At 55.8% G+C, this 15,991-nt stretch carries 26 protein-coding genes; all 26 read left to right on the forward strand.

Features of this window, described 5'->3' with window-relative positions; genetic code table 11:
• Nucleotides 1-40 precede the first annotated feature (40 nt).
• The 26 genes from rpsL to secY all read left to right on the forward strand — a co-directional run bounded on the left by rpsL (nucleotide 41) and on the right by secY (nucleotide 15,973).
• Nucleotides 41-412, forward strand: coding sequence for a 30S ribosomal protein S12 (rpsL, locus tag FKG94_RS25630; RefSeq protein WP_142929805.1), 372 nt, complete (start codon nucleotides 41-43; stop codon nucleotides 410-412).
• Between the two features lie 163 nt (nucleotides 413-575).
• Nucleotides 576-1,046 (forward strand): 30S ribosomal protein S7, encoded by a 471-nt coding sequence (rpsG, locus tag FKG94_RS25635; protein WP_142929806.1) that lies wholly within the window; start codon nucleotides 576-578, stop codon nucleotides 1,044-1,046.
• Nucleotides 1,047-1,266: 220 nt separating this feature from the next.
• The gene (gene fusA, locus FKG94_RS25640) at nucleotides 1,267-3,378 is read left to right on the forward strand and encodes an elongation factor G (protein ID WP_142929807.1); all 2,112 of its coding nucleotides are present in this window, start codon (nucleotides 1,267-1,269) and stop codon (nucleotides 3,376-3,378) included.
• Between the two features lie 101 nt (nucleotides 3,379-3,479).
• Nucleotides 3,480-4,673: an elongation factor Tu gene (gene tuf, locus FKG94_RS25645; protein ID WP_142929796.1), complete on the forward strand. Its 1,194-nt coding sequence runs from the start codon at nucleotides 3,480-3,482 to the stop codon at nucleotides 4,671-4,673.
• A 262-nt stretch (nucleotides 4,674-4,935) separates the two neighbouring features.
• Nucleotides 4,936-5,247 carry a 30S ribosomal protein S10 gene (gene rpsJ / locus FKG94_RS25650; RefSeq protein ID WP_142929808.1) on the forward strand — a complete coding sequence of 104 codons (312 nt, stop codon included), beginning with the start codon at nucleotides 4,936-4,938 and terminating at the stop codon, nucleotides 5,245-5,247.
• Nucleotides 5,248-5,447: 200 nt separating this feature from the next.
• A complete protein-coding gene (gene rplC / locus FKG94_RS25655) occupies nucleotides 5,448-6,086 on the forward strand; it encodes a 50S ribosomal protein L3 (RefSeq protein WP_142929809.1) in 639 nt (212 codons plus the stop codon).
• Between the two features lie 58 nt (nucleotides 6,087-6,144).
• Nucleotides 6,145-6,759 carry a 50S ribosomal protein L4 gene (rplD, locus tag FKG94_RS25660; RefSeq protein ID WP_142929810.1) on the forward strand — a complete coding sequence of 205 codons (615 nt, stop codon included), beginning with the start codon at nucleotides 6,145-6,147 and terminating at the stop codon, nucleotides 6,757-6,759.
• Complete coding sequence (gene rplW / locus FKG94_RS25665; RefSeq protein WP_142929811.1) at nucleotides 6,756-7,052, forward strand: 50S ribosomal protein L23; 297 nt, start codon at nucleotides 6,756-6,758, stop codon at nucleotides 7,050-7,052. Before rplD ends, rplW begins: the two co-directional genes overlap by 4 nt.
• A 36-nt stretch (nucleotides 7,053-7,088) precedes the next feature.
• Nucleotides 7,089-7,916, forward strand: a complete 828-nt coding sequence (rplB, locus tag FKG94_RS25670) for a 50S ribosomal protein L2 (RefSeq protein ID WP_142929812.1) — start codon at nucleotides 7,089-7,091, stop codon at nucleotides 7,914-7,916.
• Between the two features lie 73 nt (nucleotides 7,917-7,989).
• A complete protein-coding gene (rpsS, locus tag FKG94_RS25675; RefSeq protein ID WP_142929813.1) occupies nucleotides 7,990-8,268 on the forward strand; it encodes a 30S ribosomal protein S19 in 279 nt (92 codons plus the stop codon).
• 31 nt (nucleotides 8,269-8,299) lie between these two features.
• Complete coding sequence (gene rplV, locus FKG94_RS25680; RefSeq protein ID WP_142929814.1) at nucleotides 8,300-8,632, forward strand: 50S ribosomal protein L22; 333 nt, start codon at nucleotides 8,300-8,302, stop codon at nucleotides 8,630-8,632.
• Between the two features lie 13 nt (nucleotides 8,633-8,645).
• Nucleotides 8,646-9,365, forward strand: a complete 720-nt coding sequence (gene rpsC / locus FKG94_RS25685) for a 30S ribosomal protein S3 (RefSeq protein ID WP_142929815.1) — start codon at nucleotides 8,646-8,648, stop codon at nucleotides 9,363-9,365.
• 12 nt (nucleotides 9,366-9,377) lie between these two features.
• Nucleotides 9,378-9,791, forward strand: a complete 414-nt coding sequence (gene rplP, locus FKG94_RS25690) for a 50S ribosomal protein L16 (RefSeq protein WP_142929816.1) — start codon at nucleotides 9,378-9,380, stop codon at nucleotides 9,789-9,791.
• Nucleotides 9,791-10,024 (forward strand): 50S ribosomal protein L29, encoded by a 234-nt coding sequence (gene rpmC, locus FKG94_RS25695; protein WP_142929817.1) that lies wholly within the window; start codon nucleotides 9,791-9,793, stop codon nucleotides 10,022-10,024. The genes rplP and rpmC overlap by 1 nt, the downstream gene beginning before the upstream one ends.
• 2 nt (nucleotides 10,025-10,026) lie before the next feature.
• The gene (gene rpsQ, locus FKG94_RS25700; RefSeq protein ID WP_142929818.1) at nucleotides 10,027-10,293 is read left to right on the forward strand and encodes a 30S ribosomal protein S17; all 267 of its coding nucleotides are present in this window, start codon (nucleotides 10,027-10,029) and stop codon (nucleotides 10,291-10,293) included.
• Nucleotides 10,294-10,342: 49 nt separating this feature from the next.
• Complete coding sequence (gene rplN, locus FKG94_RS25705; RefSeq protein ID WP_142929819.1) at nucleotides 10,343-10,711, forward strand: 50S ribosomal protein L14; 369 nt, start codon at nucleotides 10,343-10,345, stop codon at nucleotides 10,709-10,711.
• A 59-nt stretch (nucleotides 10,712-10,770) separates the two neighbouring features.
• On the forward strand, nucleotides 10,771-11,088 hold the full coding sequence (rplX, locus tag FKG94_RS25710) for a 50S ribosomal protein L24 (RefSeq protein WP_142929844.1): 318 nt from the start codon (nucleotides 10,771-10,773) through the stop codon (nucleotides 11,086-11,088).
• A 37-nt stretch (nucleotides 11,089-11,125) separates the two neighbouring features.
• A complete protein-coding gene (rplE, locus tag FKG94_RS25715; RefSeq protein WP_142929820.1) occupies nucleotides 11,126-11,665 on the forward strand; it encodes a 50S ribosomal protein L5 in 540 nt (179 codons plus the stop codon).
• A gap of 29 nt (nucleotides 11,666-11,694) precedes the next feature.
• Entirely contained in the window at nucleotides 11,695-12,000 is a 306-nt protein-coding gene (gene rpsN, locus FKG94_RS25720; RefSeq protein WP_142929821.1) for a 30S ribosomal protein S14, read from the forward strand.
• A gap of 14 nt (nucleotides 12,001-12,014) precedes the next feature.
• On the forward strand, nucleotides 12,015-12,407 hold the full coding sequence (rpsH, locus tag FKG94_RS25725; RefSeq protein WP_142929822.1) for a 30S ribosomal protein S8: 393 nt from the start codon (nucleotides 12,015-12,017) through the stop codon (nucleotides 12,405-12,407).
• Nucleotides 12,408-12,516: 109 nt separating this feature from the next.
• Nucleotides 12,517-13,050, forward strand: coding sequence for a 50S ribosomal protein L6 (gene rplF, locus FKG94_RS25730; protein ID WP_142929823.1), 534 nt, complete (start codon nucleotides 12,517-12,519; stop codon nucleotides 13,048-13,050).
• A 10-nt stretch (nucleotides 13,051-13,060) separates the two neighbouring features.
• Nucleotides 13,061-13,411, forward strand: a complete 351-nt coding sequence (gene rplR, locus FKG94_RS25735) for a 50S ribosomal protein L18 (RefSeq protein ID WP_142929824.1) — start codon at nucleotides 13,061-13,063, stop codon at nucleotides 13,409-13,411.
• A gap of 10 nt (nucleotides 13,412-13,421) precedes the next feature.
• Nucleotides 13,422-13,931 (forward strand): 30S ribosomal protein S5, encoded by a 510-nt coding sequence (gene rpsE, locus FKG94_RS25740; protein WP_142929825.1) that lies wholly within the window; start codon nucleotides 13,422-13,424, stop codon nucleotides 13,929-13,931.
• Between the two features lie 23 nt (nucleotides 13,932-13,954).
• Entirely contained in the window at nucleotides 13,955-14,140 is a 186-nt protein-coding gene (gene rpmD, locus FKG94_RS25745) for a 50S ribosomal protein L30 (RefSeq protein WP_142929826.1), read from the forward strand.
• A gap of 14 nt (nucleotides 14,141-14,154) precedes the next feature.
• Nucleotides 14,155-14,589: a 50S ribosomal protein L15 gene (gene rplO, locus FKG94_RS25750; protein ID WP_142929845.1), complete on the forward strand. Its 435-nt coding sequence runs from the start codon at nucleotides 14,155-14,157 to the stop codon at nucleotides 14,587-14,589.
• Between the two features lie 40 nt (nucleotides 14,590-14,629).
• On the forward strand, nucleotides 14,630-15,973 hold the full coding sequence (secY, locus tag FKG94_RS25755) for a preprotein translocase subunit SecY (protein ID WP_142929827.1): 1,344 nt from the start codon (nucleotides 14,630-14,632) through the stop codon (nucleotides 15,971-15,973).
• Nucleotides 15,974-15,991: the final 18 nt, after the last annotated feature.

The following is a 15,991-nucleotide window of genomic DNA, read 5'->3' on the forward strand; positions in this document are numbered from 1 at the left end:
TCTAAGTGGAAGTCATTTTTATTTTTTGGAGTTATTTTTCATGGCAACGATCAACCAGTTGGTTCGTAAGCCGAGAAAACGTAAAGCAGCCAAGAGCGATGTGCCCGCTTTGCAGGGCAACCCTCAGCGCCGCGGTGTTTGCACCCGTGTCTACACCACCACACCGAAGAAGCCGAACTCGGCCCTGCGCAAGGTTTGCCGGGTGCGCCTGACCAACGGTTTCGAGGTAACGTCCTATATCGGTGGTGAGGGACACAACCTGCAGGAGCACAGTGTGGTGTTGATTCGCGGCGGCCGGGTAAAAGACCTGCCGGGTGTGCGTTATCACACCGTGCGCGGCAGCCTTGACACCTCTGGTGTGAACGATCGCAAACAAGGCCGTTCCAAGTACGGTACCAAGCGGCCCAAGTAACTGAAGTCAAGCAACGGAACAGGTTGCGTGGCCCCGCTGCCGTAGCAAAACGTTTTCGGTGAGAACCGAGTAAGGCTGAGCGCGCTGGTGATGATAGGGTGTTAGTACAGAAACCTATTGTTGGAGCGACGTCTTAGACAACCCTGAAGAGAGGCGAATTAAAATGCCAAGAAGACGCGTAGTCGCCAAACGTGAAGTATTGCCGGATCCCAAGTACGGCAATGTGACATTGGCGAAGTTTATGAACATGGTTATGGTCAGCGGCAAGAAGTCCGTCGCTGAACGCATTGTCTACGGTGCTTTGGATATTGTTAAGGAACGCCTTAACAAGGACCCGCTGGAGGTATTCGACGAAGCGCTGGAGAAGATCGCACCGGTTGTAGAGGTCAAGTCCCGCCGTGTCGGTGGTGCAACCTATCAAGTGCCGGTTGAAGTGCGCCCGGCCCGCCGCACCGCGCTGGCCATGCGCTGGCTGGTGGAGTACTCCCGCAACCGCGGTGAGAAGTCCATGCCGCAGCGACTGGCCGGTGAGCTGATCGACGCCGCCCAGGGCAAGGGGGCAGCGGTTAAAAAGCGCGAAGACGTTCACCGTATGGCTGAGGCCAACAAGGCGTTCTCTCACTATCGTTTTTAAAGGCGCTTTTAATCTCAGTGTTTCTAATGTCAACATAAGGGCAGCAGACTATTTAAAGTAACTGTAAAAACATACGGTAACGAAAGGCAGCTATCATCGCTGCCTTTTAGCGTTTTAGTCAGATCGCCTTTATTTACTCTATTTAAGTTGAATACAGTCGTTCCGGGCAGGCGCCGCCTTGCGGCGCGGCGCCCGGACCAGCAGAACGGGGAATGCAACCGTGGCACGTAAAACACCTATCGCACGCTATCGCAATATCGGTATCGTCGCACACGTAGACGCCGGTAAAACCACCACCACCGAGCGGGTACTTTTTTATACCGGCCTGTCGCATAAAATCGGCGAGGTGCACGACGGTGCCGCCACCATGGACTGGATGGAGCAGGAACAGGAGCGCGGTATCACCATTACCTCCGCGGCCACCACCTGTTTCTGGGCCGGTATGGAGAACCAGTTCGACAAACACCGCATCAATATCATCGATACCCCGGGACACGTCGATTTCACCATCGAGGTGGAGCGTTCCCTGCGGGTGCTGGACGGTGCCGTGGTGGTGCTGTGCGGCTCTTCCGGCGTGCAGCCGCAGACCGAAACCGTCTGGCGTCAGGCCAACAAATACGAAGTGCCGCGCATGGTTTTCGTCAATAAAATGGATCGCGCCGGTGCCGATTTCGATATGGTTGTCGGTCAACTGAAAGAGCGCCTCGGTGCCGTACCGGTACCCCTGCAAATGACGATTGGTGCCGAAGAGGAATTCAAAGGTGTGGTCGACCTGGTAAAAATGAAGGCCATCCTCTGGAATGAAGCCGATCAGGGTATGTCTTTCGACTATGCCGATATTCCCGCCGAGCTGCAGGACAAGTGCGAGGAGATGCGCGAGTACCTGGTCGAGTCCGCCGCTGAGGCCAACGAAGAGCTGATGGAAAAATACCTGGAAGGGGGCGAGTTGACCGAGGAAGAGGTCAAAGCCGGTATTCGCCAGCGTACCCTGGCCAATGAAATCGTGCCGGTGTTGGGCGGCTCAGCCTTTAAAAACAAGGGTGTGCAGGCGGTGTTGGACGCTGTTATCGAATACCTGCCGGCGCCGACCGAAGTGAAAGCGATCGAAGGGATACTGGATGATGGAGAAACCACCGAGGCCCGCGAGGCCGACGACAATGCGCCTTTCGCCGCCCTGGCCTTTAAAATCGCCACCGACCCTTTCGTAGGCACGCTGACGTTCTTCCGGGTTTACTCCGGTACCCTGAGTTCCGGTGACACCATTTACAATTCGGTGAAGGGCAAAAGAGAGCGTGTCGGCCGGATGGTGCAAATGCACTCCAACGACCGCCAGGAAATTAAAGAAGTGCTGGCGGGGGATATCGCCGCCGGTATCGGCCTCAAGGACGTGACCACCGGTGATACCCTTTGCGCCCAAAACAGCGTCATCACCCTGGAGCGCATGGAGTTCCCCGAGCCGGTTATTTCGGTAGCCGTAGAGCCCAAATCCAAGGCCGATCAGGAGAAAATGGGTATCGCTCTGGGTAAGTTGGCTCAGGAAGACCCGTCTTTCCGGGTCAAGACCGACGAGGAAACGGGGCAGACCATTATTTCCGGTATGGGTGAGTTGCACCTGGATATCCTGGTCGACCGCATGCGGCGCGAGTTTAGCGTCGAGGCGAATATCGGCAAGCCCCAGGTGGCATACCGCGAAGCCATTCGCAACACCTCGGAAATCGAAGGCAAGTTCGTGCGCCAGTCCGGTGGTCGTGGTCAATACGGCCATGTCTGGATCAAATTCGAGCCCGCCGAAGACGCGGGCGCTGAAGGCTTGGAGTTTGTCAACGAAATCGTCGGCGGTGTGGTGCCTCGTGAATATATCCCGGCAGTCGAAAAAGGTATCTCCGAGCAGATGCAAAACGGTGTCCTGGCCGGCTACCCGCTGCTGGGGTTGAAGGCGACGCTCTACGATGGCTCTTACCACGATGTTGACTCCAGTGAGATGGCGTTTAAAATCGCTGGCTCCATGGCGACTAAAAAGCTGTCCCAGGAGGGTGGTGCCGTATTGCTTGAACCGCTGATGAAAGTTGAAGTGGTGACGCCTGAAGAGAATATGGGCGATGTGGTGGGTGATCTCAACCGCCGCCGCGGTTTGATTCAGGGGATGGACGAGAATGCGTCCGGTAAAGTTATCAATGCGGAAGTGCCGCTGGCTGAAATGTTTGGTTACGCCACCGACCTGCGTTCCGCAACCCAGGGTCGCGCAACGTTTACCATGGAGTTTGAGCGCTACGGCGAGGCGCCGAACAACATTGCCGAAGAGGTCATTGCGAAAACCAAAACCGGCAAGTGACCGAAGCTCGTAGTTGGTAATTGATAGTTGATGGTGAGCGCCCGCAGGCGGGATTTGCATCGCAGCGGGTAGCCAGCAAGTTAAGTCTGAGGATATGAAAAGTGGCTAAAGAAAAGTTTGAACGCAACAAGCCCCACGTCAATGTGGGCACCATCGGTCACGTCGACCACGGCAAAACCACACTGACCGCGGCGCTGACGCGGGTGTGTGCAGAAGTCTGGGGTGGCGAAGCGGTGGCTTTCGACGGTATCGACAATGCCCCGGAAGAGCGCGAGCGGGGTATCACGATTGCGACCTCCCACGTGGAATACGACTCGCCGGGCCGTCACTACGCCCACGTCGACTGCCCGGGCCACGCCGACTACGTGAAAAACATGATCACCGGTGCCGCGCAGATGGACGGTGCGATCCTGGTGTGCTCGGCGGCAGACGGCCCGATGCCGCAGACCCGCGAGCATATCCTGCTGTCACGGCAGGTGGGCGTGCCCTATATTGTGGTGTTCCTGAACAAGGCGGACATGGTCGACGACGACGAGCTGCTGGAGCTGGTGGAAATGGAAGTGCGGGAGCTGCTGGACCAGTACGAGTTCCCGGGCGACGACACCCCGATCATCACCGGTTCGGCGCTGATGGCGCTGGAAGGCAAAGACGACAACGAGATGGGTACCACGGCGGTGAAGAAGCTGGTGGAAACCCTGGACGAGTATATTCCGGAGCCGGAGCGGGCGGTGGACCAGCCGTTCCTGATGCCGATCGAGGACGTGTTTTCGATCTCCGGTCGCGGCACGGTGGTAACCGGTCGTGTCGAGCGGGGTATTGTGAAGGTGGGCGAGGAGATCGAGATCGTCGGTATCAAAGAGACCACCAAGACCACCTGTACCGGAGTGGAGATGTTCCGCAAGCTGCTGGACGAAGGCCGTGCTGGTGAGAATGTGGGGGTACTGCTGCGCGGCACCAAGCGGGAAGAAGTGGAGCGTGGGCAGGTGCTGGCGCGTCCGGGTTCGATCACGCCGCACACCAAGTTCGAGTCTGAGGTGTATGTGCTGTCGAAGGACGAAGGTGGGCGTCACACGCCGTTTTTCAAAGGCTACCGGCCGCAGTTCTATTTCCGCACCACGGACGTGACCGGTGCCTGCGAATTGCCGGAAGGCACCGAGATGGTGATGCCGGGTGACAATGTGCAGATGGTGGTGACACTGATTGCCCCGATTGCGATGGAAGAGGGTCTGCGGTTTGCGATCCGCGAGGGCGGCCGCACGGTTGGTGCGGGTGTCGTTGCCAAAATCATCGAGTAAGCTCGATCTCAAGCCGTGTCTGGCTGAGGTCTCAAAAAGGGGCTCCCGCGAGGGAGCCCTTTTTTATAAGTGTTTGAAATAACGGGTTTTTTTGGTAGGTTTTCCCTCTCTGTTCCGGGTCGGCACAGAAAGTGCCAGAAGCGCCTAAATAGCCCTTGACACCCTGGGGGCACCCCTTTAGAATTCGGCTTCCGTTTTGACAGGCCCCTTATAAAAAGTGGCCTGGCGGAAGTTCTTTAAAGTATTTGGGAGTTTGGTTCACATGCAGAATCAGCGCATTCGGATTCGCCTGAAAGCCTTTGATCACAAGCTTATCGACGCCTCCACTTTGGAGATCGTCGAAACGGCAAAGCGTACAGGTGCACAAGTCCGTGGCCCGATTCCGCTGCCGACTCGTAAAGAGCGTTTTACGGTATTGATTTCTCCGCATGTGAACAAAGATGCGCGCGATCAATACGAAATTCGTACACATAAGCGTTTGTTGGATATTGTTGAGCCGACTGAAAAGACTGTTGACGCCCTGATGAAGCTGGATTTGGCTGCCGGGGTCGAGGTGCAGATCAGTCTCGGCTAGATTCAGCTGGGTTTCGACTCACTGTTAATGGGTTTCGACTGATTATAGGTTTCGACTAATTAATAGGTATTGAATAGCTAGCAGTATTCGCCGAAGTCCTGGACCCCAGCCCCCGTAAGGCATCCGTCCAGGTGTGTGTAACGCTCTGAAATGGGCGGCCATAGCGGGTAACAGCCCCGTACACTGAGAGGTTAAAGAAAATGACGATTGGCATTGTCGGTCGCAAAAGCGGCATGACCCGCATTTTTACCGACGAAGGTGTTTCCATTCCTGTCTCTGTGATTGAGGTCGAACCCAATCGCATCACCCAGGTTAAGAACGTAGAAACCGACGGCTACAGCTCTGTGCAGGTAACCGTAGGGTCACGTCGTGCCTCCCGTGTTACCAAGCCTGCTGCAGGTCATTTTGCCAAAGCTAACTCAGAAGCCGGTCGCGGCTTGTGGGAGTTGCGCAATGACGGCGGCGAAACCTTTGAAGTCGGCGGCGAGCTGACTGTCGAAGCGTTTGAGGCTGGTCAAAAAATTGATGTTACCGGCACCTCTAAGGGTAAGGGTTTTGCAGGCGGCGTTAAGCGCTGGAATTTCCGCATGCAGGACGCTACTCACGGTAACTCTATATCTCACCGCGCTCCCGGCTCGATTGGCCAGTGTCAAACGCCGGGCCGTGTTTTCAAAGGCAAAAAGATGGCCGGCCACCTCGGTGCTGAACGGGTCACCATTCAGAACCTCGAAGTGGTCAAAGTCGATGCCGAGCGCAACTTACTGTTGGTCAAAGGTGCTATTCCCGGTGCGCCCGGTGGCGATGTCATCGTGCGCCCGGCCGTGAAGGTGCGCAACTGAGCGCGTGCGTAACCGACAGCCTGTCGCAGAGATATAGGGGTTTAGTGGGGAATCGACCATGGAATTGAATATAGCAACACCCGAAGGCGCAAAAGGTACGGTCAGCGTATCGGAAGTCGCGTTCGGTAAAGAGTTCAACCAGGACCTGGTACACCAGGCGGTAGTGGCTTACCTGGCCGGTGGCCGGCAGGGTACCAAGGCCCAGAAAAATCGCGCGGCGGTATCGGGCGGCGGCAAAAAGCCCTGGCGTCAAAAGGGTACCGGTCGCGCTCGTGCCGGCACCATTCGCAGCCCGCTGTGGCGTTCCGGCGGTGTGACCTTTGCGGCGCAACCGCGGGATCACAGCCAGAAGCTGAATAAAAAGATGTATCGCGCCGCGTTGCGCTGCATCCTGTCAGAGTTGAATCGCCAGGAGCGCTTGGTCGTGGTGGAGGCGTTTGACGTCGACGCGCCGAAGACCAAGGGCCTGGTGCAAAAACTGGCGCAGTACGATTTGGCGGAAGCGCTGATTGTTACCGAAGAAGTGAACGAGAATCTCTATCTGGCGGCGCGTAACCTCCACAAGGTGGATGTGCGCGATGTACAGGGTATCGATCCGGTCAGCCTGATTCGCTTCGACAAAGTTGTCATCACTGTTTCTGCTCTTAAGAAACTCGAGGAGATGCTGGGATGAACCAAGAGCGTCTGTTGAAAGTATTGTTGGGTCCGGTGGTCTCTGAGAAATCAGCCACTGCCGGCGATCTGGGCAACCAGGTGGTCTTCAAGGTCCTGAAAGATGCGGCCAAGCCGGAGATCAAGGCAGCGGTGGAAAAGCTCTTTAGCGTCACCGTTGAAGAAGTGCGTGTTCTCAATGTCAAAGGCAAGACCAAGCGCACCCGTCACGGCTTAGGCAAGCGCAGTGACTGGAAGAAAGCTTATGTGCGCTTAGCCGAAGGCCAGGACATTGACTTTGCGGTAGCGGAATAGCAGCCCCGAGAGGGTGTTTTTGGAGAATAAGTTACGATGGCCATTGTAAAACGTAAACCAACCTCTCCCGGTCGCCGCTTTGTCGTAAGCGTCGTTGATCCGGAGTTGCACAAAGGTGCTCCCCACGCGCCGCTGTTGGAGAAGAAGTCGAAGACCGGCGGGCGTAACAGCGCCGGGCGGATCACCACTCGCCATGTCGGTGGCGGCCATAAGCAACACTACCGGGTGATCGATTTCAAACGCAATAAAGATGGTGTGCCGGCCAAAGTCGAGCGCCTCGAGTACGACCCCAACCGCAGCGCCAATATAGCGCTGGTGTGTTATGCCGATGGTGAGCGCCGCTATATCATCGCACCAAAGAAGCTTAGGGCTGGCGACCAGATACTGTCTGGCGATACGGCGCCGATTAAAGTGGGCAACGCCCTGCCGATTCGCAATATTCCGGTCGGTAGCGTGATTCACTGCATTGAGCTGAAGCCGGGCAAGGGCGCGCAGATGGCCCGCTCTGCCGGCACCTCCGCGCAGTTGGTCGCCCGTGAGGGCACCTACGCGACGCTGCGGTTGCGCAGCGGTGAAATGCGTAAGGTGCTGGTCGAGTGCCGGGCCACTCTGGGCGAGGTGTCCAACAGTGAACACAATCTGCGTTCGCTGGGTAAGGCCGGCGCCAAGCGCTGGCGCGGTGTGCGCCCGACAGTGCGCGGTGTCGCCATGAACCCGGTCGACCACCCGCACGGCGGTGGTGAAGGTCGAACCTCCGGCGGTCGTCACCCGGTCAGTCCCTGGGGCACGCCCACCAAGGGTTACAAAACGCGCAAGAACAAGCGCACTGACAAAATGATTATCCGCCGTCGTGGTAAGAAGTAAGCGCGCGGCTTAGAAAGTTTTACAAGACTTTTTTACATAGCTGAATAGCTAGTAGCTGAAAGAGGAAAGAACAGTGCCACGTTCACTGAAGAAGGGTCCGTTTATCGATCTTCACTTGATGGAGAAGGTCGAAACAGCGGCCGAGAAAAATGATCGCCGCCCGATCAAGACCTGGTCGCGTCGCTCCATGATCGTGCCGGACATGGTTGGCCTGACGCTGGCGGTGCACAACGGCCGCCAGCACGTGCCGGTGCTGGTCAATGAAGAGATGGTCGGGCATAAGCTGGGCGAGTTTGCCGCGACCCGCACTTACCGTGGTCACGCAGCAGACAAGAAAGCGAAGAAGCGCTAAGCGCGCCCAGCCAAAACGTCGAGGTTAAACGATGGAAGTAGCAGCTAAATTACGCGGTGCCCAACTGTCAGCGCAAAAAGCGCGGTTGGTGGCCAACCAGATTCGCGGCAAGCACGTGGAAGAGGCGCTGGACATTCTGGCGTTCAGCCCCAAAAAGGGTGCCGCCATCATTAAGAAAGTGCTGGAGTCGGCGATTGCCAACGCCGAGCACAACGAAGGCGCCGACGTAGACGAATTGAAAGTTTCCACGATTTTTGTGGATGAAGGTTTGACAATGAAGCGTATCAAGCCTCGCGCGAAAGGGCGTGCAGACCGCATTTTAAAGCGTTCTTGCCACATTACCGTAAAAGTAGCCGACAGCTAAGAGAACAGGCGTTATGGGTCAGAAAGTACATCCGACAGGCATTCGTCTGGGTATCGTCAAAAAGCATACCTCCACTTGGTATGCCGGTAGCGATGAGTATGCAGACAAGTTATTCACCGATCTGAAAGTGCGCGAGTATATTCAGTCCAAGCTGGCTCATGCATCGGTCAGTCGCGTTGAAATCGAGCGTCCGGCCAACACCGCGCGGGTCACCATTCACACCGCCCGTCCAGGGATTGTGATTGGTAAAAAAGGTGAAGATGTTGAAAGGCTGCGCAGCGAGATCAGCAAGCAGATGGGTGTGCCTGTCCATATCAATATCGAAGAGATTCGCAAGCCTGACCTGGATGCCACACTGGCAGCACAGAGCGTCGCCTCGCAGCTCGAACGCCGTGTCATGTTCCGCCGGGCCATGAAGCGCACCGTGCAAAATGCCATGCGTCAGGGCGCCGAAGGGGTGAAGATTCAGGTCAGTGGCAGGCTCGGCGGCGCTGAGATTGCCCGCACCGAATGGTATCGCGAAGGCCGTGTGCCGCTGCACACCCTGCGCGCTGACATCGATTATGCGACCGCCGAAGCATCGACTACCTACGGCATCATCGGTGTAAAAGTTTGGATTTTTAAAGGCGAAGTTATCGGCGATGTCGAAGAAGCTGAAACTTCATCAAAAAAGGCGCCGTCGAAGAAAGGCGGGCCAAAAAATCCTTCACCTAAAAATACGGGATCAAATTAAGGGGTACGCAACATGTTGCAGCCTAAGCGTACAAAGTTTCGCAAGCAGCAAAAAGGCCGCAATCGCGGTCTTGCTCACCGCGGCTCGAAGGTGAGCTTTGGTGAGTATGCGTTAAAAGCGGTTGGTCGCGGGCGTATTACTGCCCGCCAGATAGAGGCGGCGCGGCGCGCCATGACCCGCCATGTAAAGCGGGGCGGAAAGATCTGGATTCGGGTATTCCCGGACAAGCCGATTACCGAAAAGCCTCTGGAAGTTCGCCAGGGCAAGGGTAAGGGTAACGTGGAATACTGGGTGGCATTGATTCAGCCGGGCAAAGTCCTCTATGAAATGGAGGGGGTCAGCGAAGAGCTTGCACGCGAAGCATTTTCGTTGGCGGCGGCTAAATTGCCGATAACTACTACATTCGTTAAACGTACGGTGATGTGATGAAAGCGCAGGAACTTCGCGAGAAAACTGTTGAAGAGTTGAACACCGAACTGCTCTCTCAACTGGAAGCGCAGTTTAAGCTTCGTATGCAGGCGTCTACTGGTCAGTTGAACCAGACGCACCTGCTCAAGCAAACGCGCCGTGACATTGCCCGAATCAAGTCGGTTCTTGGTGAGAAGCAAAGCCAGGGAAACCAGGAAGAGAACCGGGAACAAGAGAACGCAGGTAACTAACGATGGCTCAGGCAGAAAAACTGATTCGGTCGCTGACTGGCAAAGTCGTTAGCGACAAGATGGATAAAACCGTTACTGTTTTGATCGAGCGTCGCGTTAAGCATCCGATTTACGGCAAGTATGTGAGTAAGTCTTCCAAGCTTAAAGCGCACGACGAACAAAATGAGTGTAAGGTGGGCGACGTGGTGACTATTTCTGAATCCCGTCCCTTGTCCAAGACCAAATCTTGGACCCTGGTGAAAATTGAGGAACGCGCAGCCGAAATATAACACGTGCTAGTGTTATAGGCGGCGCTCCAGAGAGCTTCGGAGACGGACGATGATTCAAACGCAATCCTACTTGGAGGTCGCTGATAACAGCGGTGCTCGCCGGGTAATGTGTATTAAGGTGTTGGGCGGTTCGCATCGTCGCTACGCCCGTGTAGGTGACATTATCAAGGTGACTGTGAAGGAAGCAATTCCTCGCGGTAAGGTCAAAAAAGGGCAGGTGATGAAAGCCGTCGTGGTGCGCACCAAAAAAGGTGTGCGCCGTCAGGACGGTTCCCTGATCAAGTTTGACGATAACGCCGCCGTGCTGCTGAACCAGCAGGACGCCCCGGTGGGAACACGTATATTCGGCCCGGTAACGCGGGAACTGCGTGGCGAAAAGTTTATGAAAATCATTTCTCTGGCACCGGAAGTACTGTAACACTTGTAGTTAAACAACAGTACTTTGGCAACTGGGTAGCCGGAATTGAGGACTGAATGATGCTGAAGATCAAACGTGATGACGAAGTGATTGTGATCGCAGGTCGTGACAAGGGCAAGCGCGGCAAGGTTGTGCGCGTGCTGCCGGATAAACGCCTGATCGTCTCCGGTATACAGATGATTAAGAAACACCAGAAACCCAATCCTCAGATGGGTGTTGCGGGTGGAATTGTGGAGAAAGAGGCGCCGATCCAGGCTTCCAATGTCGCGATCTACAATAGCGCGACCAAGAAGGCGGATCGCGTGGGCTTTAAAATTCTTGAAGACGGGAAGAAGATTCGCATCTTCAAATCCAACGGCGAAGCCGTAGACGCTTGAGTCGAAGTGGCGAGCATAGACAGACGGTAATTTAAGCATGGCTAGGTTGAAAGAACTCTACCGGGACGAGATTGCGCCGAAGCTGAAAGAAGAGCTGGGCCTGAAAAACGTGATGGAAACGCCTCGAATCACCAAGATCACCATAAATATGGGGGTTGGTGAGGCTATCGGCGACAAGAAAGTGCTGGAAAATGCGGTCAGCGATCTCGAGAAAATCGTCGGCCAGAAGGCGATTGTCACCAAAGCGCGCAAGTCGATTGCAGGGTTTAAGGTTCGCGAGGGCTGGCCTATAGGTTGTAAGGCGACCCTGCGCCGGGATCGGATGTACGAGTTTCTGGAGCGTCTGGTATCTATCGCCATTCCGCGTGTGCGCGATTTTCGCGGTATTAATCCCAAGCAGTTCGACGGGCGCGGTAATTTCTCCATGGGTGTGAATGAGCAGATCATTTTCCCGGAGATCGATTACGACAAAGTTGATAAGTTGCGCGGGCTGGATATCTGTATCACCACCAGTGCGCGTACCGACGAAGAGGGCCGTGCGTTGCTAAAAGCCTTCAATTTTCCTTTTAAAAGCTGAGGGCTCACTTTAAAGGCTAAGGTCAGACTATGGCAAAGAAATCCATGATTGCGCGCGAGAAAAAGCGCGCTCGCGTTGTCGCTAAGTACGCCGCCAGACGCGCCGAATTGAAAGCGACCATCGTTAATCCCAACTCTACCGAAGAGGAAGTTTGGGAGGCGCAAACACAGCTTCAGAAGCAGCCGCGCAATGCCAGCTCGTCGCGCAAGCAGCGTCGCTGCCGTTTGACCGGTCGTCCGCACGCCGTTTATCGCAAGTTCGGGCTGTGCCGCAATAAATTACGTGAAGCAGCTATGCGCGGTGATGTGCCGGGCTTGGTTAAGGCTAGCTGGTAAGAGGCTAAATAATTATGAGTATGCAAGATCCGTTAGCAGATATGCTGACTCGTATTCGCAACGCACAGCGCGTTGGCAAGGCTGAAGTGGTAATGCCCTCTTCCAAGCTGAAAGTGAGCGTTGCGCGCGTGCTGCAGGACGAAGGCTACATTTCAGGTTTTAGCGCCGGCGAAGGTGTGAAACCCGAGTTGACAGTGGCGCTGAAGTATTTTGAGGGCAAGCCGGTCATTGCCGAACTCGATCGGGTCAGTCGCCCGGGTTTGCGCAATTATGCGGGTAAAAATGAGCTGCCATCGGTTCGCGGTGGCTTGGGTATTGCCATTGTTTCTACCAGCAAAGGGGTTATGACCGACCGCGCTGCACGCACAGCCGGTATCGGCGGTGAAGTTCTCTGCACGGTCTTTTAATGATTCGCTGTTGTTGATTATAGATAGATGACAACAACAGATATTGAAAATAGACCGTCGGAAACGAACAGTAGCAGTAGTAGAAGCAAAAGGTTAACGGGAAAACGTTATGTCACGAGTTGCAAACAGTCCGGTTGAAGTGCCCGCTGGCGTGGATGTCACCCTGAAGGGGCAGGACATCACAGTCAAAGGCAGCAATGGCACATTGGCGCTGGAAGTTCACGCGCTGGTGGAAGTGAAGCAAGATGATAAAGTGCTCACTTTCGCCGCCCGTGATAGTGTCAAGCAGTCTCGCGCATTGGCGGGTACCACACGCGCACTGGTCAACAATATGGTGATCGGTGTGAGCAAAGGTTTCGAAAAGAAGCTGCAGCTCAATGGTGTTGGTTATCGCGCCAAGGCGTCGGGTAAAACTGTAAACCTGACATTGGGCTTTTCACATCCGGTGGATTACAAGCTGCCGGAGGGCGTAACCGCCGAGAGTCCGAGTCAGACTGAGATCGTACTTAAAAGCGCTGATAAGCAGTTGCTGGGTCAGGTGGCCGCGGAGATCCGCGGCTTCCGGCCGCCTGAGCCCTACAAGGGCAAGGGCGTTCGCTATGCTGACGAATATGTGCGTCGTAAAGAAGCTAAGAAGAAGTAGGGCCTAGGTTATGAGCGTTAAGAAACAAACTCGTTTACGCCGCGCGCGTCGTGCCCGGGCCAAGATCAGTGAGCTGGGCGGCACTCGGTTGAGCATTCACCGCACTCCGCGTCATATCTATGCCCAGGTTATTGCCCCGGAAGGGGACAAGGTGCTGGCCAGCGCCTCGACGCTGGACAAGTCGTTGCGTGACGGTAAAACAGGTAACTCGGAGGCGGCAAAAGCGGTCGGCACCCTGATCGCCGAGCGGGCCAAAGCCGCCGGCGTCAGCGCAGTATCGTTCGATCGCAGTGGTTTTAAATATCACGGTCGTGTAAAAGCGTTGGCAGATGCGGCTCGTGAAGCCGGCTTGGAATTCTAAAGGTTGAGATATGGCTTACAGTAAGAAAGACGAAGGTAACACCGAAGGCCTGCAGGAAAAGCTGGTGCAGGTCAACCGCGTTGCCAAAACCGTAAAGGGTGGTCGTATCTTCGGTTTTACGGCACTGACTGTAGTGGGCGACGGTAACGGCAAGGTCGGCTTCGGTCGCGGCAAGGCCCGCGAAGTGCCCCTGGCCATTCAAAAGGCGATGGAAGCTGCACGGCGTAATATGATGCAGGTGGAACTGAATGGCGACACCATTCAATATCCGACCAAGGGCCGCCACGGTGCTTCCAAGGTATATATGCAACCCGCTTCTCCGGGTACCGGTGTGATCGCCGGTGGTGCCATGCGCGCCGTGCTGGAAATTGCCGGCGTGCAGAATGTACTGGCCAAGTGTTACGGCTCCACCACGCCGGTCAACGTCGTGCGGGCCACCTTCGAAGCCTTGCGGGCAATGGCGTCTCCGGAATCTGTGGCCGCCAAGCGCGGCAAAGCGGTTGAAGAGATTCTGAACTAATTACAACTTAGCGGAAAACGACCATGGCTAAGAAAACAGTTAAAGTGACCCAGGTGAAGAGTATCGCCGGTCGCCTGAAAGCGCACAAAGCCTGTGTGGCAGGTTTGGGGCTGCGCCGTATCGGTCATACCGTCGAGGTGGAAGATACCCCCTCCGTGCGTGGCATGATCAACAAAGTCAATTATCTGGTAAGAGTGGAGGGGGAATAGTGATGGAAGATGAAATGCGTCTGAATACACTGAGCCCCGCTCCGGGCAGAACGCGCGACAGGAAACGCCTGGGCCGCGGGATCGGCAGCGGCGTGGGCAAGACCGGCGGTCGGGGTCACAAAGGTTTGAAGTCCCGCTCCGGCGGCAGTGTCAAGCCCGGCTTCGAGGGCGGCCAGATGCCGCTGCAAAAGCGCCTGCCGAAGTTTGGTTTCAGCTCGCGCATTGGCCGGATCACGGCGGAAGTGCGGTTGCAGGAGTTGAACAAGGTTGAAGGCGAGGTCGTCGATCTGGCGGCATTGAAGGCTGCCGGTGTGATTGGCGGAGCCATCAAGCGCGTCAAGATCTTCCTCTCCGGCGAACTGAAAAAGGCAGTGACTGTCAAAGGCCTGGCAGTGACCAAGGGCGCCAAGGCGGCGATCGAAGCCGCCGGCGGAAAAATCGAAGACTGAGCACGCCAACTGCGGGCGGCCGGTGACTAGAGAGTAAGCTATGGCGACTCCGGGCAATATGCCGTTAGGTAACCAAAAGGGACTGGGTGAACTCTGGGCCCGGCTGCGGTTTCTGTTTTTAGCGATCCTGGTGTACCGCATAGGTACCCATATTCCGGTACCCGGTATTGATCCGGAGCAGGTCGCGAACCTGTTTAACCAGCAACAGGGCACTATCCTGGGGCTGTTTAATATGTTTTCCGGCGGCGCCATGGAGCGCATGAGCATATTGGCCCTGGGTATTATTCCCTATATCTCGGCCTCTATTATCATGCAGTTGATGACCGCCGTGACGCCGTCGCTGGAGCAGTTGAAGAAAGAAGGCGAGAGCGGGCGGCGCAAGATTAATCAGTACACGCGCTATTTAACCGTGGCCCTGGCCTCGGTGCAGGCGGTGGGTATGACCGTCGGCCTGGCGGCCCAGGGGCTGGCTTACGGTAATGAACCCGGCTTCAGCTTCTATTTTGTGGCTGTGGTTTCCCTGGTAACCGGTACCGTCTTTATGATGTGGCTGGGCGAGCAGGTGACCGAGCGCGGCGTCGGCAACGGGATTTCCATGCTGATTTTTGCCGGCATTGTGGCGGGCTTCCCCAGCGCTATCGGGCAGTCGTTTGAGAGCGCCCGCCAGGGCGATCTGCATATCCTGGCCCTGTTGGGAATCGGCATCCTGGCGATTGTACTGACCTGGCTGGTGGTGCGTATCGAACGCGGCCAACGGCGGATTACCGTCAACTACGCCAAGCGCCAGCAGGGGCGCAAGGTGTTTGGCGCACAGAGCAGCCATCTGCCCCTGAAAGTGAATATGGCAGGCGTTATCCCCGCCATCTTCGCCAGCAGCCTGCTGTTATTTCCGGCTTCCATTGCCCAGTGGTTTGGCCAGAGCAGTGAAGGTACCGGTGGGGCGATACTGCAGGAGCTGGCCCTGGCTATAGGTCCGGGACAGCCGTTGAATTTTATTTTGTTTGCGGCGTTGATTATTTTCTTCTGCTTCTTCTATACGGCGTTGATGTTTAACCCCAACGAGGTGGCGGATAATTTGAAGAAGTCCGGTGCTTATATCCCCGGTATCCGTCCGGGCGAGCAGTCGGCCAAGTATATCGATGGCGTGTTGACGCGCCTGACGGTGGTGGGTTCCATCTATATAGCCGCCGTCTGTTTGCTGCCACAGTTTCTGGTAGTGGGGTTTAACGTGCCATTTTATCTGGGCGGCACGTCGCTATTGATCTGCGTGGTCGTGGTTATGGACTTTATGGCCCAAGTGCAGTCGCACCTGATGTCCCATCAGTATGAATCGCTGATGAAGAAGTCGAATTTGAAAGGCTATGGTAGCGGCGTGGCCCGCTAATCGAAGAATTAAGGTAGG

Source organism: Exilibacterium tricleocarpae (assembly GCF_007004655.1).
GTDB classification, from domain to species: domain Bacteria; phylum Pseudomonadota; class Gammaproteobacteria; order Pseudomonadales; family Cellvibrionaceae; genus Exilibacterium; species Exilibacterium tricleocarpae.